The 26578-nt window shown below is 45.3% G+C and carries 8 protein-coding genes; 7 read left to right on the top strand and 1 reads right to left on the bottom strand.

What is annotated here, in order from left to right; translation table 11 throughout:
- Positions 1–75 precede the first annotated feature (75 nt).
- From C1S73_RS26160 to C1S73_RS26135, 6 genes are all read left to right on the top strand, one after another.
- Positions 76–11394 carry a hypothetical protein gene (locus tag C1S73_RS26160; RefSeq protein WP_373863213.1) on the top strand — a complete coding sequence of 3773 codons (11319 nt, stop codon included), beginning with the start codon at positions 76–78 and terminating at the stop codon, positions 11392–11394.
- A 68-nt stretch (positions 11395–11462) separates the two neighbouring features.
- Entirely contained in the window at positions 11463–14978 is a 3516-nt protein-coding gene (locus C1S73_RS26155; protein ID WP_038870375.1) for a hypothetical protein, read from the top strand.
- 9 nt (positions 14979–14987) lie between these two features.
- A complete protein-coding gene (locus C1S73_RS26150) occupies positions 14988–15893 on the top strand; it encodes an OmpA family protein (protein ID WP_038870376.1) in 906 nt (301 codons plus the stop codon).
- A 96-nt stretch (positions 15894–15989) separates the two neighbouring features.
- Positions 15990–16838: a mechanosensitive ion channel family protein gene (locus tag C1S73_RS26145; RefSeq protein WP_038870377.1), complete on the top strand. Its 849-nt coding sequence runs from the start codon at positions 15990–15992 to the stop codon at positions 16836–16838.
- A 271-nt stretch (positions 16839–17109) separates the two neighbouring features.
- The gene (locus C1S73_RS26140; protein WP_038870379.1) at positions 17110–19152 is read left to right on the top strand and encodes an EAL domain-containing protein; all 2043 of its coding nucleotides are present in this window, start codon (positions 17110–17112) and stop codon (positions 19150–19152) included.
- A gap of 386 nt (positions 19153–19538) precedes the next feature.
- Positions 19539–21605: an EAL domain-containing protein gene (locus C1S73_RS26135; RefSeq protein WP_038870437.1), complete on the top strand. Its 2067-nt coding sequence runs from the start codon at positions 19539–19541 to the stop codon at positions 21603–21605.
- Between the two features lie 69 nt (positions 21606–21674).
- Here C1S73_RS26135 and azu read toward each other — a convergent pair whose 3' ends face one another.
- Positions 21675–22127: an azurin gene (gene azu, locus C1S73_RS26130; RefSeq protein WP_038870381.1), complete on the bottom strand. Its 453-nt coding sequence runs from the start codon at positions 22125–22127 to the stop codon at positions 21675–21677.
- A gap of 612 nt (positions 22128–22739) precedes the next feature.
- On the opposite strand from azu, the gene C1S73_RS26125 reads away from it, so the two are divergent.
- Positions 22740–26363, top strand: a complete 3624-nt coding sequence (locus tag C1S73_RS26125) for an Ig-like domain-containing protein (protein WP_038870383.1) — start codon at positions 22740–22742, stop codon at positions 26361–26363.
- Positions 26364–26578: the final 215 nt, after the last annotated feature.

Here is a 26578-nt window from a genome sequence, read left to right as displayed (position 1 = left end):
CGACAATATCTCGGCGCCTAGTTTTTGACGCTATTGCTAGCTTAGTCATAAATATCTGAATAATTAATATTTTATATGAGTCGGAAAAGTATTGTGCCAATTGTTCAACGTTATCTAGCCTTGTTTTTGCTTATGTTTTTGCTTCCTTTCAAAGCATTAGCAGCAGGGGAAATTGAAATATCTTTTAGTCCAACATTCGGTCTGCCTTATGAAAATGGACAGGTCATTACATACTCGATTGAAGTTCGAAATACGACGATCAGCACGATCAGTGATGTGTCAGTGACGAATGCCATTTGGGATGTAATGTCTGGATCGAGTAGGGCGTTCAGCAGTGTCAAGATTACCGATACTCACACCTTAGGAACGAATGCAGGTAGTTATTCCTCCAGCAATAGTAATTTGAACGTGACCGGCGCTAACTTATTACCGCTAGGGCGCATTACTTATCAAATTGAAGCAACAGTTGCTGATGATGCCGCTGAAGATATCGTTCTCGGCAACACAGAAGTAAAAGGGACGGTTTCCGGCACAGAAACGACTTTTACAAACACGGACACGATTACTTTCCCCCCAGCTGAATACGATTATCTTCTGGAAGAATATGTTAATCCCGAGGAATATGAGGTTGGCGGCACATTGACTTACTCTTTGACGGCAACCAATAACGGTGCTTATGCGGTTAAAGGATTAGATATTGAGCAAGAATTTGCATCTTTAACGGGGCAGAAGTTAGACGGTTCAACGGGGGATGCATTTAGCAGTGTTACCATTAGTGCCGTCGCTTCATCGGGGAGCGATGCCGGTAACTTTGCGACAACAGGGGATTTATCGGTCACCGATGCGGAGATCTCTGTTGGTGGCTACATTACTTACACCATCAAAGCGACGGTTGCTGCGGACCTAGTATCCGATATTGATACCCAAGCAAGCTCCACGACTCGTGCTGGTACGGTCGACAGTAACCCACTATCGACACCGCCAGCTGATCCTGATATTGAACTTGAGCACACGTTAAACTCGACATCGCCATACCTAATTAACGGTGAAGTTGATTTTGAATTGAAGGTGAGTAATAACGGCGGTGCGATTGCTCATAATTACCATGTAAAACAGAATATTAAAGACTTAGTAAGCCGCAATGGTTTAGCTAACAATTTATCCCCTTCATACGATAACACTGATGTGGATGGAAATCCCTTCACCACATGGGATATTACAGTTTCAAGCATTGGCAGTAATTCACTTTCTGATTACCAAGGCAGCTCACAAACGGATGTCGACTTTGACGATACCGTTTCTATTTATCCGGGTGAGTCGATTACTTACCAAATTAAAGCAACACTCACACCGATTACGATTGGTACTTTGCAAGGCTTTACTGCTTCGGTGACAGATGAGTCTGGTTCGCTAGTCGAGAGCTCCAGTATTTCCGATACGGTTGACGCAGAAAAAGTGCTGAGTGTGACGGATTCTGATATCTCTATTTCTAAAACCACTTCTGCATCCGAATATGTACCAGGTGGTGAAATTGAGTACGAAATTACCGTTACAAATGGCTCATCAAAATACTTTGCCAATAACCTGTTAGTTCAAGATAACTTGACGTGTGTTGTTACCGAGCAAGCGGGTGGCGCTGGTGATGGGCAGGCTTTCGAAAAATGGAAAGTTGAAGTGATTTCTGGTGAAGACTCGATTGGTTCTGATCCTGGCTCTTTTAGTTATGGAGCTTGGACATCAAGTCCACTCTCGCTGACACCGGACATCGCACCGGGTAAAACCATTAAGTACAAACTTACCGCCAAAACGAATGATACCAGTACAGGCCTCATTCTTGATGACGACCCAAGTTGCTCTAATGATAACGTAACCGAAGAAGGCTCGGGTGTTCAAACTCCAGATGATAACTTACGTGCGAGTAAAGACGTAGATAGCCGTTTTTATTCTTCTGGCCAGACTCTGACTTACACCATTACCGTGACGAACGACGGTGATGGTTTTGCAAACCAAGTTCAGGTACTAGACGACCTTAACTCAGTGAAAACAACCGATATCAATGGCAAAGAAATCAATGCTTATTCGGATTGGACGATCACTGCCGAAGCGTTTAAAGACGATGGCACACCAGCGACCGCTTCAAATACTGGTATCACTGGAGAAGTGAAACACCCTGACAATTTGAATGTCATTGCTACGCTTCAACCTCACTCCTATATTGAGTACACCATTGTTGCTCAGACTAACCCTTTAGCAAATGGCCATATCTCAAACGAAGTAACTGTTGATGGCTCTGTCTATGCCGATCGAGGCTCTGATCCTCGCGACTTTGCGATTGCGCTAAACAAACGTGTGAAGACGAATACTGACAGCGGGTTTCATGGTGAACAGACTGCGTATTCTAAGCTTGATACCGAAGTCACTTACCAAATCAGCTTAAAGAACGATAAAGAAAACGGTTATGCGACAAATGTTGCTGTAAAAGACACCTTATCTTCGATCTCCGCGAAGATATTGGAACCAGATACGACATCAAAACAAGTGTTCAAATCGTGGACGATCAGTGCGGAGATTATCTCAGATGATCCTCAATTGGATGGCAATCCAGCGTACACCGACGTCGGTACTTTTGCGCCAAATACGGATCTAGATACAACGGCACAAATCCCGCCGAATGTTGAAGTGGTTTACACCATCGTGGCACAAATCGACCGCTCAAATGAAAGTGAGATTATATACTCGCGATTTGACAATACAGCAGAAATCAAAACACCGGATTCAACAGTTCAATCATCTGCATCGGATACGGTTATTGTTTACCCTCATGATCCAAAAGTGATTGTTGCGAAAACAACACCTGATGATTCGTTTGTTCCAGGCCAATGGGTTAACTTCAAGATTACCATCGTCAATACTGGGCCTGGTTATGCAAACGAAGTTCGTGTCACAGATGATATTAAGGGCTTGAATGCGTTCTCTGAATGGGAAATAACGGCGTCTACAGATTCCAATAATTCACCTTTTAAAACGGGCAGTTATGCTGGTGAAAAGTCGGGGTATCCAAATAACGGAAATATCGATAGTCGTATCGATATCGATCCTAAAATTAACGGTGTCGAAGGTTACGTTGTTTACAATGTGAGAGGCAAAGTTAAAGACGATTACATAGAAGATGAGATCGCTAATACTGCAGAGATTTACGATCCATCGACGAACTTAAACCAATCCTCTTCTGCCGAGATTGGTGGTACATCAGGGGACTCTCTTAACGTTTCTATTCTGAAAACAGCGGATAAAGTTCGCTTTGTTCCTGGCGATGACGTCACTTATGAAATTCGTGTTTTGAACAATGGCGCGAATGTCGAAAGCGGTCTTAAGGTCGTTGATTTACTGACAGATATTCGTTCTGTTTTGGCAAATGACAAAGACAACCAATATGAAAACTACCCAAACCAATCTCCGTTTGAATACTGGCAGTTTGATTTCGATGACGGCGGCGGTTTTCAATCTCAAACTACCGAAGATTTTATCTACCCACCTGGTGATGCATCGAACACGATGACACTTGCTGCGGGCGAATTGCGTACTTTCCGAATTAAAGCTCGTGTTAAAGACAATGTTATTGGTTCTCAGGATTCAATGGGGAACTTAAACGACAAAATTGAGAATGACGCCTACGTATACCGTGACTTTGGCCAAGTTACTGAAGAATCACATCTTTCTCATCATGAGATGGAGCGAGCTTACAATGGCGGCGATGTGGTGAGGAAGCTACTGGTTAATGGGGTTGAGTCTCGCTTCTATTCGCCAGGTGATACCTTAACTTATCAAGTAACGGTTTCTTCTCAAACTGGTTATGTCAATGACCACGCTGTAAGCGAAAACATTACTGGTGTGACGACTCAGTTGTTGGATGGCTCTTTAGCGACGCCATTTGATAAAGGTTTCACCGTCGATGTTTCGAAAGATGATTCAAATGGTGGCGACGGCACAACCGACGGCACATTGGATGGTACTGTTGCGGATAATAAAGACATCAACACAACGATCGATGTGGCTGGCAAAGATTCCGTTACCTTTGAAGTCGTGGGTGTGGTGCGTGAAGACGCGACCGGTACAATCACTATTGGTGGCATCACGGTGATCCCGAACAGCTATCATCTGGCGTTCAGTAAGACGGTTGATCAATCAAGCTACGAGCCGGGGCAACCTCTAGTTTACCGTTTAACAATCGAAAACGATGGTAAGGGTAACGCATACAACATTCCTGTTATCGACCGACTGTCTAATATCATGGTCGATCTTGTCGATGGCACAAGCGGTAAAGCGTTTGACTCGGGTTGGACGGTCGTTCCAAGGATCGTCAGTGGTAGCTCCTCGGCTATTCTCGATCTGGATGGCAAGATTGCTGATAACGCAGACATCGATACTCATGCCTCTATCCCTAAAGGCACAATCATTGAGTATGTTGTGACGGCTAAGGTGAACAACAACGCCGTAGGAGAGATCTTGAACTTACTTACTGTTGATGGCGATACAGTGAGTGCGGAGACCAAAGCCTCTGCAGAGAAGTACGACTTCTCAAAACATGTCACCAAAATCTACGATCAGGATGGCACTACCGAGTTAAGTGGTGGTTATACGCCGGGTGGTTATATCGAGTATGAAATCTCGCTGAAGAACTTAAATAATGTTCACATTAATGAGATGCCAATCAAGGATGAAATCAGCAAGATCCAGACCGACTACTTCGATGGTAGTGGTAAAGGACGTGCATTTGATTCATGGACCGTTGTTACCAGTGTTGATTCGAGTGGTATTAGTGATGCGGGCTCTGTCAGTAACAACAGTGATATCGATACTAAGTTCAACCTAGCAGCTAATGAGTTTGCAACAGGCGGAACCTTTGTTACTTTCACGATCAAAGCGAAGATCAGTGAGAAAGCGATAGGTCAAATTCTTAACGTTGCAGTGGTCGACAAGAGCCATAACTTACCGTCAGAACCGGTGAACATGCTGCCGGTGAACATTGTTAAGTCGCATAAAGCGTACACTGATACATCATTGGCAGCACACAAGACCACATACAACCATACGACAGACGGCGAAAAGATCGTTTACCACTTGCGTATTGAGAACAATGGTCAAGGTTTGGAGTACAACAAATCACTGAAAGAGTTGTTCTCAAATGTCAAAGTACGTGTTGCTCAGAATGCAGTTGGTGAATCTGACTCACAAACGCTACCTGCATTTGATCAATATGGTTGGACAGTCACCGCTACCACATCCGGTGAAGCGACTACTCTGATTGATGGCTACACTGGTGGTGCGAATGCAGATATCGATATTTCAGTACTTTCGATCGCGCCGGGTGGTTGGATTGACTTTGTCATGGAGTCACAGATCCGCCAAGATGCGCTCGACCAGATTGTTGCGACACCGAAATACAACGGCAGTAACTTCAATTCCGCGAAAGTTACGCCTGAGGGCAGTAATCTGTCGGTGAGCAAAGAAATTGTCTCAATCGATGGCAAATCTTATGTATCCGGTGACACCTACAAACCTGAAGATGAGGTCATCTACAAATTCACGGTGATCAACACCGAGCCCGTGTGGCGTGACCAAACCGTGATCCAAGATATTGTCTCTAACGTTCGCGTTGAAGTGATCGGTGGGACGACGAAATCAGCGTTCTCAGATACGGATATATCTCATACTTTCACTTCAACAGGTACAACGGGAACCCAAGACACTTACATCGAGTCTTATGATGCGACTGATGATCTTGACCTACTAGTCGATATCGCTCCGGAAGAAGTCATTGAGTTTACGGTTAAAGGAAAAGTTCGCCCGGATGCACTTGGTGATATCGATGGCAACACGGGTAAGGCTGGGAACCAAAGTGATACCACGGACGTAATTCCACCAGTTGTGCCTGTACTGAACTTCGAGAAGTCAGTTCTGAGTACAACCGCAGACAGTGGTACATGTACTTTCCCATCAACGACTGGCACAGATTGTCACTACAACCCGAACGGTCAAGTTCAATATCAAGTTAGCGTGACCAACGTGGGTGACAGCATTACCAATGGCGCGACTATCGTTGATGAACTAAACACCATTGATACATCTGATGGTAAGGCAGCATTCCAAGACTACAGTGTGGCAATCGTGAGTGCGCCTGATGCAGACCGATTCTCAATTACGGGTAACTACCAAGGAACTGTACCACTGAATGCAGCGTTCGACTTGATGCCAGGCGACACCGTTGTGTTTGAGATTGACGGCACAGTAGCGGCGGACGCCACTGGGACCATTACCAATGTGGCCAAAGTCAACGGCGTTGATAGTAATGCCGTCGTTCTAGATCCTGGTACGTCGAGCCTGATTGCTCAAAAATCAACGGACACACCAACTTATACTCCAGGTTCAGAAGTTCGGTATCAAATGCGTGTTCGCAACGAGACTGCAAATAACGAGTTGATTGACATTCGTGACATTATTAGCAATTACAAAGTTGAAGTCGCTGATGGTACAGAGCAAGTTGCTTTAAAGGATTGGACGGTAAGTGCTCAAATTATCACTGATGGTAATCCGGCTTACACAGACATTAGTAACCTTAACTCTGTAGCTCCAAACACGGATATTGATGTGACGGTTCAGATGGGTGGTAAAGCGGCCGATGATACTTATACTGAAATCCTAATCGAAGTCATTGGTCATGCTCGCGATGATGCAGTTGGTGAGTTTACTAACCAACTACAAGGCAAACTAAATTCAGGAACCAATTACTTCACCTACAACCTGAAAGAAAAAGTTATCATCCCTGAACCGGGAACACTTACCGTTTCGAAAGTCACTTCAATTACCCCCGCGATTTACCATCCAGGCGATACCATTGGCTACGATATCGAGGTGAAAAACACAGGTACAGGTTATGCGACCGATGTCCTGATTTCTGACCTTTGGAAGACGATTCGTGCTGAAAAAGCGGGTGCGACCTTACCAGTTCGTGCATTTGATTCTTGGTCAGCGACGTCAGTGAGTGTTGACGGTACTGATCCAACATTGACTCAGCCCATTGCAGGCTCTGAGGTGACTGGCGACAATGGTTATCAGATTCGCTACAACATTCACCCAGACCACACAGTGAAACTTCATGTTGAAGGTGTTGTAAAAGCGGACCTTGTTGGTGATATCACTAACGTAGTGGAAGTGAGCGATTCAAGCGGCTCTCAAACTGCGGATGCGACTTATGTGGCGGCAACGGCTGATCTCACGGTCGATAAAACGGTTGATAAGAGCCAATACGAATCAGGTGACAAGCTTACTTATACCATCACAATTGAAAACACCACAGCCAACTGGGCAAGTGATGTTTCCATTAAGGATCTAGTCAACGACATTACTTCGACCAGTATTACGGGCGCGACAGTAAAAGCGTTTGAGTCTGGCACCATCTTCTTCAATGCGTCTTCACAGACGGGTGAGACTAAGTTCCCATCGTCCACGGGTGAGTTTTTAGATGGCAGCTTGGACATCAGTCCAAATGATGTCGTGACCATTACTGCAGAAGGGGAGCTTGACCCAGAAGTAGTGGGCGATGTCACCAACCAAGTTGAAGTGACCTACAATGGTTCGACTAAAACTGCAGAAGCAACCAGCACAGCGACGATCCCAGATTTAACCTTTACGAAAGAGCCAATGGTGGAGTTTTATAGCCCTAACCAAGCGGCAGGTTACATCCTGAAAATTGTCAACGAAGGTAACAGCTACGCGAATGACATCAACCTGAAAGATGAAATTGGTGCGCTCACCGTGAATACCATTGATGGTTCGGCCAACCAAGCTTTCCTACAATGGGCGGTTCAATATGTTACGGGCAGTTCACTGACTACCGTCGATGCGAACTCACTTGTGGTTGACAAGGATATTGATTACAACATCGACCTCGCACCGAACGACACCATCACTCTTTACGTTATTGGCTTAGTGAACCCGGAAGCAACGGGCGACATTGTTAACACCGCAACGTTGAATCACAACAGTAAAGACGTGACGGAAACAGCAACGTTGAAACCACGTCCGGGTGATATCGTTCTGGAGAAAACCACCGATGAGCGTTACTACCAACCGGGTGAGTTCTCCACATTCCGCGTCAAAGTGACCAATAATGGTTCCGGCTTTGCGGCAGATGTAAAAGTCGAGGACATCATTTCTTCACTTGAAGTTGAAACCTCTGGTGGAGCGATAGAACCTGCGTTTAACGATTGGACGATCGTGACCACTAAAGGGGACCCACGTACCAACATAGATACGGTTCCGGGACCAAACGGTGAGATTTCTACCAACCTTGATATTGCACCTGGTGACACGGTGGAATTTGCTATTACAGGTACAGTCAACAGCAGTGCAGTGGCCAATATCGTTAACACCGCGACGGCTGAGTTCGGTGGTGCGACTACCGATGCAACGGCTACGCTTGAGACGTTACCTGAAGAAGTTTGGATTGAGAAAACGGCTGAATCGCCAATTTATATCCCGGGTGAAGAAGCGGTATTCCATGTTCGTGTATACAACGGGACCGATGGCTTTGATAATGATATTGAGCTAGACGACATTCTGTCAGGCATTAAAGCGATCAACATCTACGGTGTAAATGAACGTGCGTTTGAGAGTTGGACTATCGAAACCACTAAAAGTGACAGTCGTACGACTATCACGCCAATGCCAGTCGATAACCAAGATATTCGCTCAGTTATTGATATTGCCCCACATGATATTGTCGAGTTCACCATTACGGTGAAAACCAATCCATTGGCAGCGAGCGAAATTACCAATATTGCCACTGCGGATCTGAATGGCACCACGCAACAATCAAGTGCGACCATCCAGCCTCAATCTCAAGGTATCTCAATCGAGAAAACCGCAGACACGGAATACTATGTTCCCGGCACGGAAGCGACATTCCGCGTTAAGGTGAAGAATGAAGGCACTGTGCCAGCAACGGATGTTGATGTGAAAGATGCTATCAGCAATATTGACGTTGTTCGACTTGATGGGACGACCGTGAAAGCGTTTGATTCATGGCGTATTGATATCAACAAAGGTAACCCAGAAACAGACATCACCAATATTCCAAGTGTGAATGCTGACATTGATTCGACGCTGAGCATTGCGGCAAATGATGAGGTGGAGTTTGTGATTACTGGTCTCGTAAACCAATACGCCATTGGTGAGATTGAAAACACGGCAAGCGCCACGTTCCGGGGGGATACTCAAGACGCAACAGCGACGCTCTTAGCGATGCCAGAGTCAGTCAAACTTGAGAAAACCGTGGATGACGAGTATTACCGCCCGGGTGAAAACGTCACTTACCACGTGGTGTTAAGTAATGAATCTGGCTCGTTTACCGAAGAGATAGTGCTAAAAGATCTTATCTCTGAGTTGAAGGTGAATACGATTCACGACACCGAAGCGCCAGCGTTTACCAGTTGGAGTATGACAAGCTCATATAATGACGACCGCACCATCGTGTTGCCACAAATTCAGGGCGACAACCTGGATGTGAATAGCCGTGTGATTATTGCGCCAAACGATCAGTTGGACATTGAAATCACGGGTGTCGTCAACGCGGATGCGATGGGAGAAATCACCAACCACGCGTATGCCTATGACAAGTCAGAAAGTGATGTCCTTGCTGATGATTTCGCAACCATCAAACCACTGCCGATCATTTTGTCGGTGACCAAGGTGGCGGATAAAGCGGAATACACCAACGACGACGATGAAATTACCTTCACAATGACCGCGACCAACCGAGGTTCTGCCGATGCAGAAAGCGTCAACTTGTTGGATGAAATCGATAAGCTCATTGGTAACAACGGCAATCCATTGTTCACCACATGGAAAGCGACCATCACCGAGCTCAAGTCTGGTGTTGTGGTTTCTGTTGATTCAGATAGCAATGTCGATTCAAACCATGCCATGAAGGCGTATCAAGGTAATGAATACGAAATCGTGGTGAAGGGTGAAATCAACCGAGGTATCGATGACAACTTCACAAACGTATTCACTGCCGCAGCATCGACAGGTGAAACCGCTTCCGCCAATGTGACCATTAAGGTCAAGAAGCAAGCGTACAACGAAGGCATGTTGAAAGTGACTAAGGTTGCTAGCAAGTCAGAAGCGAGCGTCGGTGAAGTTGTGGAATATGAAGTGACGATCACCAACGAAAACGACAACCCATTCACAGGGGTTCGCTTGGTTGACCGCTACCCAGGAGGCTTCGCTTACATCCCTGACTCTACCGAGATGGTGAACAGTGGACCAGATGGTGTGTTCGATACCGCAGACGACATCCAAATTACCGTAGAGCCAACTAAGACCAATCAGTTGTTCTTCGAAGTTGGAGATATGAATATCTATGGCAACGGTGACTCGCAAACTGCAGACGCAATTCGAATTCGTTACCTAATGCGTGTGAGTGTTGGTGCTACCTTTGGCGTTTACACCAACACCGCATGGGCAGAAGCGCCACCGGCAGAAAGCTTCTCCGCACAAAACACCACGACCAACTACGTTGTGAAGTCGAACCTTGCCAGTGCAACGGTCGAAGTTATGCCAGACAAGGTGTTCGATACTGCATCCATCATCGGTAAGGTGTTTGAAGATCACAACGGTGATGGCTTCCAAGCTGATGCCACTGCCGATGATATCTACATCGATGTTGACCTTGCAGAGGGGGATTACATTCCGAATTCCACGTTCATTACTCAAGATGGAGTAGAGACTCAGTTGAGAGACGCGAACGTTAAATTGAAAGGGCAAGACGTTGTGATGTCGGGTGTAGATAAAGGCTATGAAGTCGATGAATTGTATGGCTTATCTCGCAACCGAACCATTGAAGGTAGCAACAAAGTGGCTTTCCAATTTAAGACGCGGACCCGCCAAGGCTTCCCATTCAAGGTGACGACCGATAATGGCACTTACATCGAATTTGACATGCAAGGTAACGCTACGACTAAGCACAAAGGAGATAAGAAGAAAGGATTGTCGGCAGAAAATATCGATGTGATACGAAACCTCTACCGAGATGGTGACGATTACCTTTGGGAGATCGTCGTAGAGAACAAAGGGATCTACGAAGACGGTATTCCAGGGGTTCGCTTATTGACTGTCGAAGGCATCATCATCGAGACAGACCAGTATGGTCGATACCATGTACCAGATCAGTGGGTGTTGAATAAAAAAGGTAAGCAGTTCTTGGTCAAAGTCGACACTGACTCGCTACCAACAGGCATGAAGGTAATCAGTGAAAACCCGAAAGTGCGCCGAATCACACCAAACAAACTGACGAAATTTAACTTCAGCATCAAAAGCAGTGGGGATGATTAACCGTTAGCAGCACAGATGCAGGCTGGGTGCGCCCAGCCGACCACTTAAGCGGTTAAGCAGGATTATTTATGATTAGATTGAGACCATCAAAACTGACAATGTGTATCGCGGCTGGGTTGCCGATACTTTCGTTCGCGAAAGACACCAGTCAATTGGAGAAACTTGACAGTGACTCACTGGGTATTGAAGTTAAAGCGCATGAGCAAATCGATAATTCGCGTATTTATTTAGAACAAGGTGCGATCTGGGCAAGCCGTGACATTATGCGTTTTGACCCTGTGTTGGATCTAAGTATCAGCAGTGACATTGAAGTTCGTGACGGTAAGCCATTACAAGAAATGAGTTTCGCGATTACCACCAACTTCAGCTATTACGTAGACCATTATCAGTTGGAAGTTTATCGCGGGGGTGACCGGGGTTTAGTCGCACCACTTGCGATCGTGGAAGGGCAACAGTTCGCCAACGACTTCAATATAGTTTGGGATGGTCAAACCGAGCAAGATTACCAATTCGAATCGAATGAACAGTTGTTGTTTCGCTTAAAGGCGTTCGATAAAGACGGCAATATGGACGTGACGACGGTCGGCGTGATTAACCTAGTTGAGCCAGATTCTGAAGTCGACATCGACAAGAACGACGGCGAAGAAGAACAAAGCCGTAAACTTGGTAAAGCACAGTTGATGCGCCATAACATTCCGACCTCAGCGGGGCTGGCTCGTTTCATCGGTACGGGACTAAAAGGCGTTGATAAGGTCATTATCGGCGAAGACGAATTTGATGTTGAAGAAGGTGAGTTGTACGCAGAGCAATATCTACCCGCGGATGCGTACTTGTTCCCGACGCGCGTAGTATTCGACAATGGAGAAGAGCGTCGCTACCAATTGTATGTACGTATTCCAGATGAATACTGGGTACAAGCCGGTCTTGCCGATTTCTATATCGGTAAAAATAAGGTGACGGGCAACTCCGCTGCATTGGCAGTCGATGACCAATACCAAGATGATATCTACAATCAAGGCCGCCTAGCGTACTTTGGCCAAGGTAAGTTTGGTGACAAACTCAGAATCACTACCCACTTTGATACCAAAGAAAGCGACGTGCGAGACATGTTTAAGCACCCGTTTGCCTCTGACTCATCCAGTGTGTTCGACATTCTGGAAGACGACGATGAGATGTATTACGGCAATTATGGTGACAGCTCCAACATCTACAAAGTGGTGAATACCAAAGGTAAAGTTTACCTCAACGTTGAGTACGATAAATCCAATGTTTTGTGGGGTAACTACAACACTGGTATTACTGGCACCGACAACAACGACTACAACCGTAGCTTGTATGGCTTCAAAGGTGATTACCGTACTCGCTCAACCACCAAGTTTGGTGAAGATCGCCTAAACATTGTCGGCTTTGCGGCTGAATCTGACTCACTCTTCGCTCACGATGAATTCCTAGGGACCGGTGGTTCGCTGTACTTCTTGCGTCATGGTGAAGTGGTTCCAGGCAGCGACAAGGTGATGGTGAAAGTTGTTGATCCTGACAGCAGCATCACGGTCCAGGAAATGCCACTGCAATCGGGACGAGACTATGAAATCGATCCTTATCAAGGTCGTATTATTCTGACCAGACCGCTGAACAACATCATTTCAGATAACTTCGGCACCGTCATCAACGACCAACCATCGTCTGGTTATGACAACTATCTAGCGGTGGACTATGAATATGTACCTCAGGGCAGTGATGCTTTGGATGCATTGACTGCTGGTGGTCGTGTTAAAGGATGGGTGAATGATTACATTGGTGTTGGCGCCAATTATCAAACCGAAGAAAAAGACAACCAAGATTATGAAGCGTACGGAACAGATCTGACATTACGCGCTTCTGAAGGTACGTATTTGAAGGCGGAATTTGGCCATAGTAAAGGCCGTCAAACCGATTCAAACTTTGTCTCATTAGACGGCGGTTTAACTTTTGAGCCGATTGGTACTGTCGGTGAAGATAGAGAAGGTGACATCTATCAGGTGAAAGGCGTGATGAACCTTTATGATATTGCGCCGAATATCTTCTCTGCGGTGGGTAACGATGTTAAGGGTTGGTATAAATCTAAAGATGCGGGATACAGTTACGCAAACCAAGATGACGATTTAGAACAAGAATCTTACGGCACTGAAATTCGCTTCCAAGCGACCGATCGTGTTGCTGTGAAAACACGCTTTACCTCGATTGAAGAGCGCGAATCCGATGGCGATCTAAGAACAGATACCCAACAAGCGGAACTGGAAGCACAGGTTAAAGTTACCAAAAACATTAAGATCTCCGCAGCAGGTAAGCAAGTTGATGAACTGAATAACGAAAATGAAAAAGGCCAAGGCACCTTAGCGGGTCTTCGTGCCGATTACATTTGGGACAGCGACAATAATGTTTATGTTAAAGGCCAAAAAACCGTCGGTAAGACTGATGAATACGATGAGAACGACAGCGTTACTCTGGGTGGTGAAACCCGTATTTTAGAAGACTTCGTGGTTGGCGCAGAATACACCACTGGTGATCGCGGTGATGCTGCTGAAGCGAGTGTGACTTACGACGTAACCGAAGATTACAGCACATACTTAACTTACGTAGATGATACTTACGAAGGCAAAAACAATGTGATTGTCGGTCAACGTGCAGATCTGACTTCAACGGTCGACTTCTACCAAGAAAACCAATTTGTTGATGAAAACAACGGTAAAGGGCGTATCGACTCATTCGGTTTTGGCTATGACATGAACGATGACATCGACATGGGCATTGGCTACCAAAAAGGGGAAATTGAAGACGACCAGAAGATCACCACAGAGCGCCAAGCGGTGAGTGTGAGTACATCCATTGATGTAGATGACGTATTGTTCAAGAACAAAGTCGAGTACCGTGTCGACAAGACCGATGATTCCGCAGATCCAGATAAAAAACGTGTCGACCAGTGGGTGACGACTAACCGTTACACACATCATCTAACGGAAGAGTACACCTTATTTGGTAAATTCAACTACTCACGCTCAGAGAGTAAATCAAGCGATAAAGTGTTAGCACGCTTCATTGAGTCGACAGCAGGTTTAGCATATCGCCCTATCTACAACGATCGCTTGAACGTGTTATCGCGTTACACCTACTTGGTGGATTTCGACCAACTTAATCGAGATGTTGATTACAAAGATGAAGAAAGCCACATCATCGAAATCGAAGGTATCTACTCGTTGGATGCAAACTGGGATTTAGGTGCGAAATACGCATTCAAAAATAAGAGTGAAATTTTTACTCGTCAATCAGGCGAAGACATTCCAGTCGACAGTAAAATTTCTCTCTATGGCTTGAGTGCCTCTTACCGCGTCATGAAAGATTGGGATGTAACGGGTGAGTACCATTGGAAGACCGACAGCACATATGATGAGCTAGAGCAGGGTGCATTGGTTTCGGTGAACAAACACTTAAGCGATAACTTTAAAGTTGGGGTGGGTTACAACTTCTCAAGCTTTGACGGTAACCTAGCGAATGATGATGATTACGATGCATCAGGCGTGTTCATTAACCTAGTTGGTAAGTTATAAGAGGGTCACATGAAAACGACGATGCGTTTAGTTAGCGGAATTATGGCCGCAGCATTATTAGGTGGCTGTGCAGCAGATGCTTATGTTAGCCAAGAGAACCGAGATAAATTTGCAGATTTAAATGTCTCCAAATTTTTAATCAGTGAGTGTTTAGCACCGCAGCGTGAAATTCATATCGCTGTTGCTGAACATTTCGATTTCGACAAATCCATCATTCGTGAAGCTGATGCTGCAAGCCTAGACGCGTTCATCCGTGATATTCGAGGCTTGAGTGGACGCATTACGATTGTCGGTCATACCGATTTTAAAGGTTCTGACGAATACAATGAGAAGCTGTCTATGCGCCGCGCTGAATCGGTAGAAGCGTATCTACAGCAACAACTCGACTCAGAGCAATATGATTGGGAAGTGAAACACTTTGGTGAGTCGCAGCCACTGGCGCTGGGTAAATCTGATCAAGCGCGGGCAGAAAACCGTCGCGCTTACGTAATGTTTGAAGAGGCGAAGAAATATGAAGAAATGCCTTTCTGTGAGCCGCCAAAAGCAGAGCGTAAGGTTTACATGGCGATGACACCGCACTTCGATTTCGATAAGTCGAAATTAAATCCGGAAGACCTTTCACAATTAGATGACTTCATCGCAAAACTGCAAGGTTTAGAGGGTAGCATTATGGTCGCTGGTCATACTGACCAAGTCGGTGCTCGTTCATACAATGAAGCACTTGCAGAGCGTCGTGCTCAGGCTGTAGTGGAATACCTGAAGACGAAACTTGACCCATCACAGTTTGTTTGGGAAGTAAAAGCCTTTGGTGAACTTCAACCTGTGATCAATGAAGAATCTCCGGAAGCCAATGCTTTAAACCGCCGAGCGTTTATCGTATTTAAAGAAAGCGAATTGGGACAACCGACTGAATAATTTGGTAAGGTTGTCCTTTCGCAAGCTCTCTATCTGTTTTCTTAGTGATAGCTAGCATGAAAGGTCAACCTTCTAAACCAAACAGGGAGTCGGGTAATGGAGAAAGTGCAGTTAGTCGTCGATTTTCTTCTCACTCATAAAATTTTATTTTCCGCATTAATTCTGTTGTTCATTATTCTTTTACGTCGTTTGATTCTGTCTCGAATCCGTGGCGACGATGCCTTTATTACAGAAGAACAACGCAGTTGGATGTCGAGAACCAAAAACGGCACATTTGCTATCACCTTGATTCTGTTGTTCATCTTGTGGCAATCAGAAATCAGCGAGTTCGCTCTAAGTGTTACGGCGATTGCTGTCGCGATTGTGGTGGCATCCAAAGAGATCATCTTGTGTTTTACGGGGTCAATCCAGCGTGCAAGTTCTCGTTCGTTTCGCATTGGTGACTGGATTGAAGTCGGAAAGCTATGTGGTGAGGTCATTGAACACAACATGATGGCGACAGTGATTCAAGAAATCGATCTGCATCATGGTCAATACCACTTCACGGGGAAAACTGCGACGCTGCCTAACAGTATGTTTTTCACCTACCCAGTGAAGAACCTCAATTTCATGAAGCGTTACGTGTACCATGACTTTTCTGTTGTGGTGAAAGATTTCGTCAATCTCTACCCACTTTTGCCTTTGTTGACCGATAAGATTGATGAGCATTGCAGTTACTTCGCCGACGTCGCTCACCGTTACAACACGATGATTGAGAAGCACGCTGGTGTTGATCTACCGGGCGCTGAGCCGCACATCCACATCTCAAGTAACATTAATGGTGAGCAAATTCTGCATATCATGATTTTCTGCCCGACAGATAAAGCAAACCACTTAGAGCATCTGATTCGTAAAGACTTTATGGAGCTTTATGAGCAGCGATTTCCAATGAATCCTGAGCATTAAGTTCTCGCTCAATAATCATCTAGCAAATATTAACCCTCACTAGTCAACACTGAGGGTTATATTTGTATATTTCTTATCGTCACGATAAATAATCTTAATGGATCGAAGCGCATATAATCGATAAATTACGCCCGCAACGTAACTTCGTTTGTTGATGGATTTACAAATAAAACACCCACTAAGACTACACAGATAGTCGATTTCTTTAGCTGCGCTTGCACTCACGACTGTTTACACAGCAGTTGCCCCCCGTTTTATTATAAGATGCTTCATGCAAACTGGCTTAAATTTTACTTTTGCGCCTTTTCAACGTTTATCGGCGCTCACAGGGCAATGGCGTGCAGGGTCCAAATCCTACCTAACAGATTTGGCCTCTATTGCACTCTTGTTGTTACCCCTGAATCTATCAAATGCACTTGCCGTTTTTTTAGGCCACGCGTTCCGTCTCTCAGGATGGGTAGAATTATCACAGATGTTATTTCATCTGTCAGATATCCTCATCAATCTGTACCCAAGCGCATTTTGTGTAGTGGCGGGTTATTACCTGTCACATAAAACCAATGTGTCGAGTGCCGTTTTCATTATTTACTCGTTGATCATGTTCTACTTGATCTCGATAGAAAACGGCAGTTTGTCTGCGACTTATATGCTGCCAAACAACCCACTACTGGCATTGTTTAGTGCGATGATGACGTATGTCTATTGCTGCGTTTTCAAAATACGCTTGCTAGAGCCACAAGTGCTGGATTTCTCGTCTCGTCTGCTCAAGCATGTCGTTCACTTCTTTCTGTTTGTGTTGATTGCTTTGGCAGTATCGCGACTAACCGCATTCATTATGGCTCTATTTGGTGGGATGATTCGCGGACTGGGTGTGGACCCTCTCACGCTAAAAGGCGGGATTATTTACCAAACGGTACTAGGCCTCTTAGGCTCAATCGGCATCAATGGGCATAACTTGTTGTTTGCCATTAAGCAGCAAATCTACGCCGCTACAGAAGCAAATGTTTTCGCGTGGCAAGCCGGTGACGCTCCTCTAAATGTAATTAGCCAAGGTTTTTACGACGCGTTTATGTCGATGGGTGGTTCTGGTAATTGCATCAGCCTATTGTTGTGCGTGTTGCTGTTTGCCAAAGAACGTAACCACCAGATGCTTGCGTTAGCAGCAACCCCGCTGGTGATCTTCAACATCAATGAAGTCTTGCTGTTTGGGTTGCCGATTATTTTCAACCCATTGTTGATTGTGCCTTTTGTGCTGGTACCGCTATTGAGCTTTCTCATCACTTACGGGTCAATTGCATCAGGGCTTGTTCCTCCGGTTGAAAATATTGTTAACTGGATGACGCCGCCTTTGTTCAGTGGTTATGTCGCGATGGGGAATCAGATTGAAGGCTCATTATTGCAATTATTGATCATCGTCCTTGGTGTCTTTATCTATCGGCCATTTTATTTGGCTTACGCCGGCAAGTATTCCGCGCAGTTTCGTGCGAATACGGCTTACACAGGCATTGAGAGTTCGCTGTTCAAAACCTTGCTTAACAACGTTCGTGATTCGAATAACTCAAGCATTAGTAAATCGACAGCACAAAAGCGACTGACTTCGATTTTGAGGGAAGGGGAGTTGGTGATGTTTTATCAAAAGCTCCAGTCGACCAGTGACGTCAATATCTTCTCTTATGAAGCCTTGCTTAGATACATTGATAAAGAAGGGAAACTGCACCCTCCGACATTTGTGAGTGACTTCCAAATGCTTAACTCAATGCCATTACTGGACAAGCTCGTGATTGAGAAAGTTCTGGCAGACATGCAGAAAATGACGTTATCAAAAGATCGTCGAATTGCCATCAACATTGCAGTCGCTACGATCGAGCAAGAAGAATTTGTCCCGCACTTACTATCGCGACTAACTCATTATGGTATCTCGCCGCAGTGGTTGGAAATTGAAATCACAGAAGAGGCGATTCTTAGTAATAAGGTGTTCTTAATTAAAACTATGGAAGCGCTGCAAGCTCAGGGCATTCGTATCGCTATGGATGACTTTGGCACCGGCTATGCGTCGTTCCCGCACTTACTGAAGTACCCGTTTGATAAGATCAAGCTGGATCGTTCGCTACTGCTGGATGCCAATGATCAAAAAGGCAGAGACTTATATGAATTGGTAGCGAAACTGGGCCATATTACGCATTGCGAAGTGGTCGCAGAAGGGGTGGAAACCCAACAAGAGTACGATTTTGTTAAAGGCTGTGGTGTCGATAAAGCGCAAGGTTACTTCTTTACTCGTCCACTACCTCTTACGGATATTTTAAGCGAGCAATAACAGTGCTGTTTTTTATCGTCACAATTAAAAAGTCGAGTGGAAAGAGGGGCTTGTTGGCGATAATGTGCGCCTCCTTGCTTAATTAGCATGCAAAAATACAAACCACGCGACCTAAGAAACAGCGGGTTGTATCTAAACGAAGAGAGTGTCGGTCGTCCTAGTCCGCGCTCTTTTGGTTTGGTAGATAACAACAAGTTGGCCATGGCTACCTTTGTTGAGTGACTATTCGCAACGTTGAACGATCAACGCTTTGTTACTCGAATGATACCGTCATCGACTGTCTGTCGAAACTCTCCCTCATTGCGATACAAATTAAACGGACCTTAATTGCGGCGAACTTCCTGAGCGGCTCATCGAGTCGTTTACTAATGGATAAAATTAGCCAAATGAACAATCGATACGTAAATCGGCTTTTTACTTTAATTTCCTCCAACTCGTACATAAATGGCTTATGTAATGTACTGGTCATGTTGCTCCCTGTGTCATTGATTTCCGCATTCAGCACTTTGTTGAGCAATTTTTTTATGATGGCGGGTTACGAGCAAGTGGGTACCACGGTTGGAGCCGCGAGTTCTATCATCTGGAAACTGTTCCCAATCTTGTTATTGGTTTACTTCTCGCAGTTTCTTTCTTCTCTGTTAAAAGTCTCACGGGTTAATGTTATTACGCCTTCGTTGATGATCTATTTCATCGTGTGTAATGAGTGGGGGCTGCTGCAAGAAGGAACGGTTGTACCGAGCAATTACCCACTGGCAATCATCATTCCTATTTTGGTGGGATGGTCTGTTCGTGCAATGCAAAACCGCAAATGGTTTATGCGGTCGGAGCTGCCTAATATTGTCGACCAGTCTTACAACTTGATCATGGCAACAACGGTGTTGGTTGTTGGTTATACCTTATTAGGCTATGTGCTAGGACGCGTTTTCTGTGCCGCTGATATTGCTGGCTTTTTATTGCCAAGTCTGGACCCATACTCTCTTTTCGATGGTGTTATTTACGAGCTGGTACGTAATCTATTTTGGTCCATTGGTATTAATGGGCACATTATTTTTGCACCATATAAAGCGGAGTTGTATGAAGCGACACGTGTAGCGATAGAAAACCATGAGTTGCTCGGAACGCCATTGCCAATACTGACGACCAACTTCTTCGATTTTTATGCGGGCTTGGGTGGCGCAGGAAACACCATTTCTTTGGTGCTTTGTATGTTATTTCTCACTAAAAACCGCAGCTACAAAGCGTTGGCAACCGCAGCTTTAATTTTAAGTTTTTTCAACATTAATGAGCCGATTATCTTTGGGTTGCCAATTATGTTTAACCCTTTGTTGATCGTACCGTTCTTGATTGCACCTGTTGTTGGTCTTGTCATTGCTTATGTGGCAACGGCGCTTGGCTTGGTGGCACCAATGACGGAAATCATGAGTTGGATGACGCCACCTTTGATGAGTGGATATGTTGGCACGGGCTCTACGTGGACAGGCGCGGTGCTACAGCTGATCATCATCTTAGTCGGTGTCATAATCTATTACCCTTTCTTTAAACAGATGGATAATATCGGGAATGCTAATGCATCGTTTGCTAAGTCACTTTCTGATGATTTCTTTAATTATGAAGGTGTTGAAAGTGGTAAATCGGCAGGGGCGTTTTTCCCCGAGATTACGAGTAAATTTGCGGCACAAAAGCGAATTACTGACCTAAAAAATAACGGTGAGTTTATCTTGTATTACCAACCTCAAGTAAACACGCGGACAGGTGAGATTCGTTCTCTTGAAGTGTTGATTAGGCACCGTTCTGAATCGGGTGAGATCTCGCCTCCTACTTTCTTAGATGACTTTGCCAAAGTGGGGTTAATGAGTGAGTTGGATTTGTGGGTGGTTGAAACGGCTCTAAAAGAGAGCGCTCCTTTAGCAGACTCGCCTAACTTTAAGGTTTCAATCAATATGTCACCAGAGACCTGTCTTGTCCCCGATTTTACGGAAAAAGTGCTGAGTATGATTAACCAAAGTGCTTTGTCTTACTCTCAAGTGGAATTCGAAATCACGGAAGACATGCTGATTCAAGATGAACACAGTACCCACCGAGTCTTGACTTCTCTCCGTGAGGCTGGAGTGAAGATTGCGTTAGATGATTTTGGTTCTGGGTACTCTTCAATTGGGTACTTATCTAAGTACGAATTCGATAAAGTTAAAATTGACCGCTCTTTAGTTTTGAATCTCAACAATAAAAATGGACGTGAACTGTTTAGGCTAACGGCCAAGTTGGTCAAAATTACGGGGGCAGAAACCGTTGCTGAAGGGATAGAAACCGAAGCAGAGTTGGAGTTTATGGCAGAACAAAATATTCATTTGATTCAAGGTTTCTACTTTTATAAGCCGATGCCTTTTGAAGACGTGCTTGCCCTGAATTTTCCAACTTTAGAAGAGCACAGCGATTACGACCATTATTCTTCCTAATTAAGAAGGGAAGCCACTTATCTTGGCTTCCCTTTTCTTTTTCAGAGGCTTGAGTTCGAGCGTGAACGCTTATTTGAACTCAAACTTACCCTGCATAATTGCCCAGTGACCAGGGAAAGAACAGAAGAACGAGTAATCACCTCCCGGAGTCATTTTCTCTGTGCTGAACGTGATAGAGGTGCTTTCACCGCCGCCGATCACTTTAGTAAATGCGTAAACACGGTCGTCGTTAGGTTTCACGTAGTTGTTTTCAAGACCTGCTGACATGCCTTCTGTACCTACTGCTTGTAGGTTCGCCGTGTCTGCAATGACCACGTTGTGACCCATTGACTGCGCTGGCATCTTACCTGTGTGGTTCAGCGTCAGTTTTACTTCTTTACACGTTGCTGGAACACTCAACGTTTTGGTCGAAAACTGCATCATATCGTTAGCATCGATAGACACTTCACACTCTGCGTTTGCTTGTGCGCCAAAGCTCATTCCAACTAGTGCAAAGGTTGCTGCTACTAAACGTAAAGACATATAACACTCTCCATATTTTATTTTTGGGCTGACTTGGATTCAAACCGATCCAATGCATCTCATTATCATCGAATATTCAATCTGAAACCGTGCTTCAATCCGGATATTGACGTTTTGTTGCAAAGTTATACTTATCGTTTTCACTGGATGATCATTCATATACCTTATTTTTAGCGCTTCAGTTAAGAAGTGTGAAGACGATCTTTATAACCGCTTCATGCGCTTCTTTTGTGCTCTCATATCGCTCTAGCTTTGGCGTTTTTTTCGCTAACATGTAACTAAGTATTTCAAGTGTATTTATTCTGTAACTTATTGATTTTAAGTTGCATAAAGGCGTAAAAAACACAAATCACACTATTTGTAGAAACGGATAAATTGATTTGTTTTATCTCGCGCACACTTTCAGAAAATTGAACTAGAGTCCCAGATTTATGTTTGCTTATCGATTGCGCGCGAAATGTCGTCAAATTGACGTAAAAAGACGCTTTATTTTTGGCACTTTTACACCTGTAAGTTGAGTTACATTTGGTTACATCTGTCCGCTGCGGCGCGAAAAAAGTCCCCCTCTATAATGCTGTTCCTTTTTATTGTTGTTTGTATAAGTCCTTAATTATGAGAAAGAATACGCTATCGATTATGCCAAGTGTTTTAGCACTGGCGATCGGTATGGGGTTGCCTGCTGCACACGCAGAAGTGATCACTGACGCAACTATCGTCGGCTCAGAAAGCCAGTGGTGGAACACTTACAAAGTGATCCTAACGAACGACGGCTCAAAGCCAGTTGAACTGCGTGATGCGAAAGTGACGTTTGATTCGAACCTATCTATGTCGACACCATCTTGGTCTGCGACTGGCATTAGTTACCCGGGTATGAAGTTCACCAGCGACGCACAGGGTAACCTGTTCAAGAACACGCTTGCGCTAGCTTTTGATAGCGGTAGCTGGGTGAAATCTCAACTTCCGGCAGGTGAACGTATTGAGCTAACTTTAGGTGTGAGCGGAGTATTGGATCTGACTCTTCTTCAAAATACCATTCGTCTGATTGCTGACGATGAAGGTGAAGTAGGCGAGCCAGAAATTTCTCTTCAATTAGCATCGCCAGTGAACGGTGCCGAGTTTGAAGAAGGTCAAGCGGTGTCCATGCTAGCAAACGTAACGGCGACTAATACCAACGTCAAAGCCGTGACTTTCTTTGTAGACAACAAACAAGTGGCTCGTGTAACGCAAGCTCCATTCCAAGCGAGTTGGACTTCTGCTGGCGCGGGCGCGCACACGATCAAAGCTGTAGTGGAAGACACCTCAGGTCTTACACAGCAACAAGCGATCAGCATTTCAGTAAAAGAGAAGCCAGTTGAACCACCTGTGACACCAGAAGTGCATGAGCTGACGTTCGTCGCGCCTACACAAGGTCAAACATTGATGGTGGGTCAGGCAACGACGATCAAAGCGCGTGTTGAGGGTGAATTGATCTCTAAATTGGAGTTCTGGGCGAATGACCGTAAGTTAGGTCAACGTAACATCGCTGCAGGTCAAACGACGTATTCTCAATCTTGGACACCAAATGAAGTGGGCAATGCGACACTTAAAGTGGTGGTTCTCGATCAGAACAACCAAATGGTTGAACAACGCAGTATCGCAGTTGCTATTGAAGCTGCTCCGAGCTTTGTTAAACCAGAAGTGAGTTTCTCTTCGCCTTCAAACGGTTCGACGTTTGAAAAAGGCGAAGCGGTTTCGATTTCTGTTCGTGCAACGGATGCTGATGACGATTTGTCTCGCGTTATCGTGAAAGCAAACAACAAGCAAATCTGTGATTTCAACGCAGCAACCACAAACCAGTTCTCTTGTAACTGGACGGCGTCAGAAGTCGGTGCAGTAACGTTAGAAGCGGTCGCAACAGATGCTGAAAAGCTAACATCGACAGCACGTGTAAACATCACAGTTGAAAAAGTAGAAACACCGACACCTCCGCCAACAGGTGGACTGTGTGCTGACTTTAATGTGTACCCAGACTGGACCCGTGGTGATCACGCGACAGGCGGTGACATTATGGTTCACAAGAACATTGCTTACTCAGCGGTGTATTGGACGCAATCTGTTCCTGGCAGCGATAGCTCATGGTCATTACATCTAAACTGTGATGGTACTGAGCCGGGAACAGCGCCAGCGCTATCATTGCGTAACCCAATGGACCCAGTGCGTCTAGAAGTCGCAGGTTGGCCAAATACATTCGTAGTGGCGAGCCCATCTACTCAAGCGCCAAGCACGCTCACTATTGCAGCAAGCAGCAGTGATGCGCTAACAGACCTAGAACAGCTTACACGTTCGTTTGTGTCGGCTATCGAACAAGCAGAGAACGCGGGTACAGCATCTATCGTAATTAAATCGGATGTTCTGGATCTGGCTACGCAAGACAAAGGTGCGTCATTTGTTGCCGTTGCGGTTAAACAAGCACTGACGAATGCCATTGATATCACGGGTAGCCGTATTGATATTGATGCGGTCAACGCACTGAGCGATGACGTGAAAGGCTGGGCACATGCTTACAACTTGATCTTCACAACCCTTGCGCCACAAGCGACATTTGGTTGGTCACTAAGCATTGGTGAGTTTGCTTACGATACCCACTCTGGTCGTCAGTCTGTATGGGATGAAGCGTCCGTTTTCACGGCAGATCTACTTGATAGCTTCGAGCTTTACAAAGCAGATGCTGCGAACAAAGCTGACTTTGTAGCGTTTACTAAATCAAACGCGAGTGCTGCGCTAACTAGTGAGCAGTGGCATCACGCACTTGAATACGTAAAACAGGTGACCGATTACGTTGATACGCCTGCAATGCTAGCGAACATGTCGACAGAGCAAACTGCAAACTACTTCATGGGCAACACGCAAACTGAGCAGCAAATCCGTAAAGCGGCGTACAGCAACGTATTTGCATTGATGTTTGATCAAGACTCTCAAGCTCTAACCAGCAAAATTGAGCTTTACCAAACGGCGAAAGTGCCACTGTACTACGTAGGTGAAGAGTTAGAGAAAGGTTCATTGACTCGTATTGAAGCGCTAAACCAAGAATTAGCAAATGCTGAAAGCGTGATGGATAACGAAGCCTTCCTATACGAAACGCCACAATCTCAGTGGGTTCCGTCCACGGTTTACAAGTGGAACGATTTCCTAGATGGCTTGAACGCAATGCACAACATTGGTGTAGCGGGCAACAAGTTCTGGCTAATGAACGATGAAGTTGATGACGCAACCAACATCAAATACGCGAAAGTCGCGATTGCTGCGTTCCTTGCGCAAAGTATGCAAGAGACCATTCGCTACAACGCGTGTGATGAAAACAACTGGTCGGAAGTGAAATATGGCGCGCCAGCGGATTACCCAATGACAGCAAGCTGTGGTCAATTGGGTCAGAAATACGCAGATTACGGCGTAAACCCAGTTTCTGGTTTGGACCATGCTTACTCTTGTCCTCGTGATGACAAGATGGAAGTCAGTGCTCTGACTCATGCGAAATGGTATGGCGCTCCAGCTCCAGTCTTTGCAGCACCTGATGCAGTACTTGAAGAGCGTGGTCTATTGGTGAACGGTGCAGCAGGTCGTTGGACAAACAACGGTCACTGTAACGATGTTCCAGAAAGCGTAGATACGTCTAAGCAAGTGTGGGAGCGTGACGAATGTAAGACTTACGTTGGTCAGAAAGCAGGTAAGTTCATTTGGGACGGCAGTAGCCAAGAAAGCGTTGAAGGCTGTGGCTGGTGGGGGCGTGGTGTTATCCAAACCACAGGTCGTCAGAACTTCGGTACGCTTAACCACTACCTAGGTCGTTCGCACGTTGACCCATCAACCATTGGTAAGACAATTGACGGCGTAACGGTAGAAGCGCCACCGGCGAACCCACTTTATGCTGAGCTGGACTTCTGTTCTAACCCAGGTCTGATTTGTAGCTCGGAAGAGAACAAAGAGATCAAGTGGATCGCAGGTCTGTTCTACTGGGTAACGTCAGTTCAGGCATACAACGATGAAGGCGGTCAGTACGCTGATTGGAACTACCACAACGAGCTGAAGAAGTACGTGGACAGTGGCCTGCAAGGTTCTCAATTTATCGATGACGTTTCAGGCATCGTTAACCGTGGCTGTCCGGATCTGACGTGTTCGACAGGTGATGTTCACAACGTGAAAGAGCGCCGCGAGAACTTCAAACTGGTACTACAAAAGCTAGGTCTTGATCCTCGCTAATTAAGATAAAGCAACATCGATGAAGCAAAGCCATCACTGAAAAGTGATGGCTTTTTTGTTTTTCGCATTAGGTTTGGATTTTTACAAATCCGTAATAGTTATTTTCTTTTTCTGCTTATTATCATTTATTTGCAACTCAATATAATGCCCGTCATTCCAAACGTATTTGCTGCGTTTTTGATTTTTATCTTTCGATGGATGGTTTCCGGGAGGGG

This window comes from Vibrio jasicida 090810c (genome assembly GCF_002887615.1).
Lineage (GTDB): Bacteria > Pseudomonadota > Gammaproteobacteria > Enterobacterales > Vibrionaceae > Vibrio > Vibrio jasicida.
The sequence above is the reverse complement of the archived record's forward strand: the minus strand, read 5'-3'. Positions and strand labels throughout refer to the sequence as shown.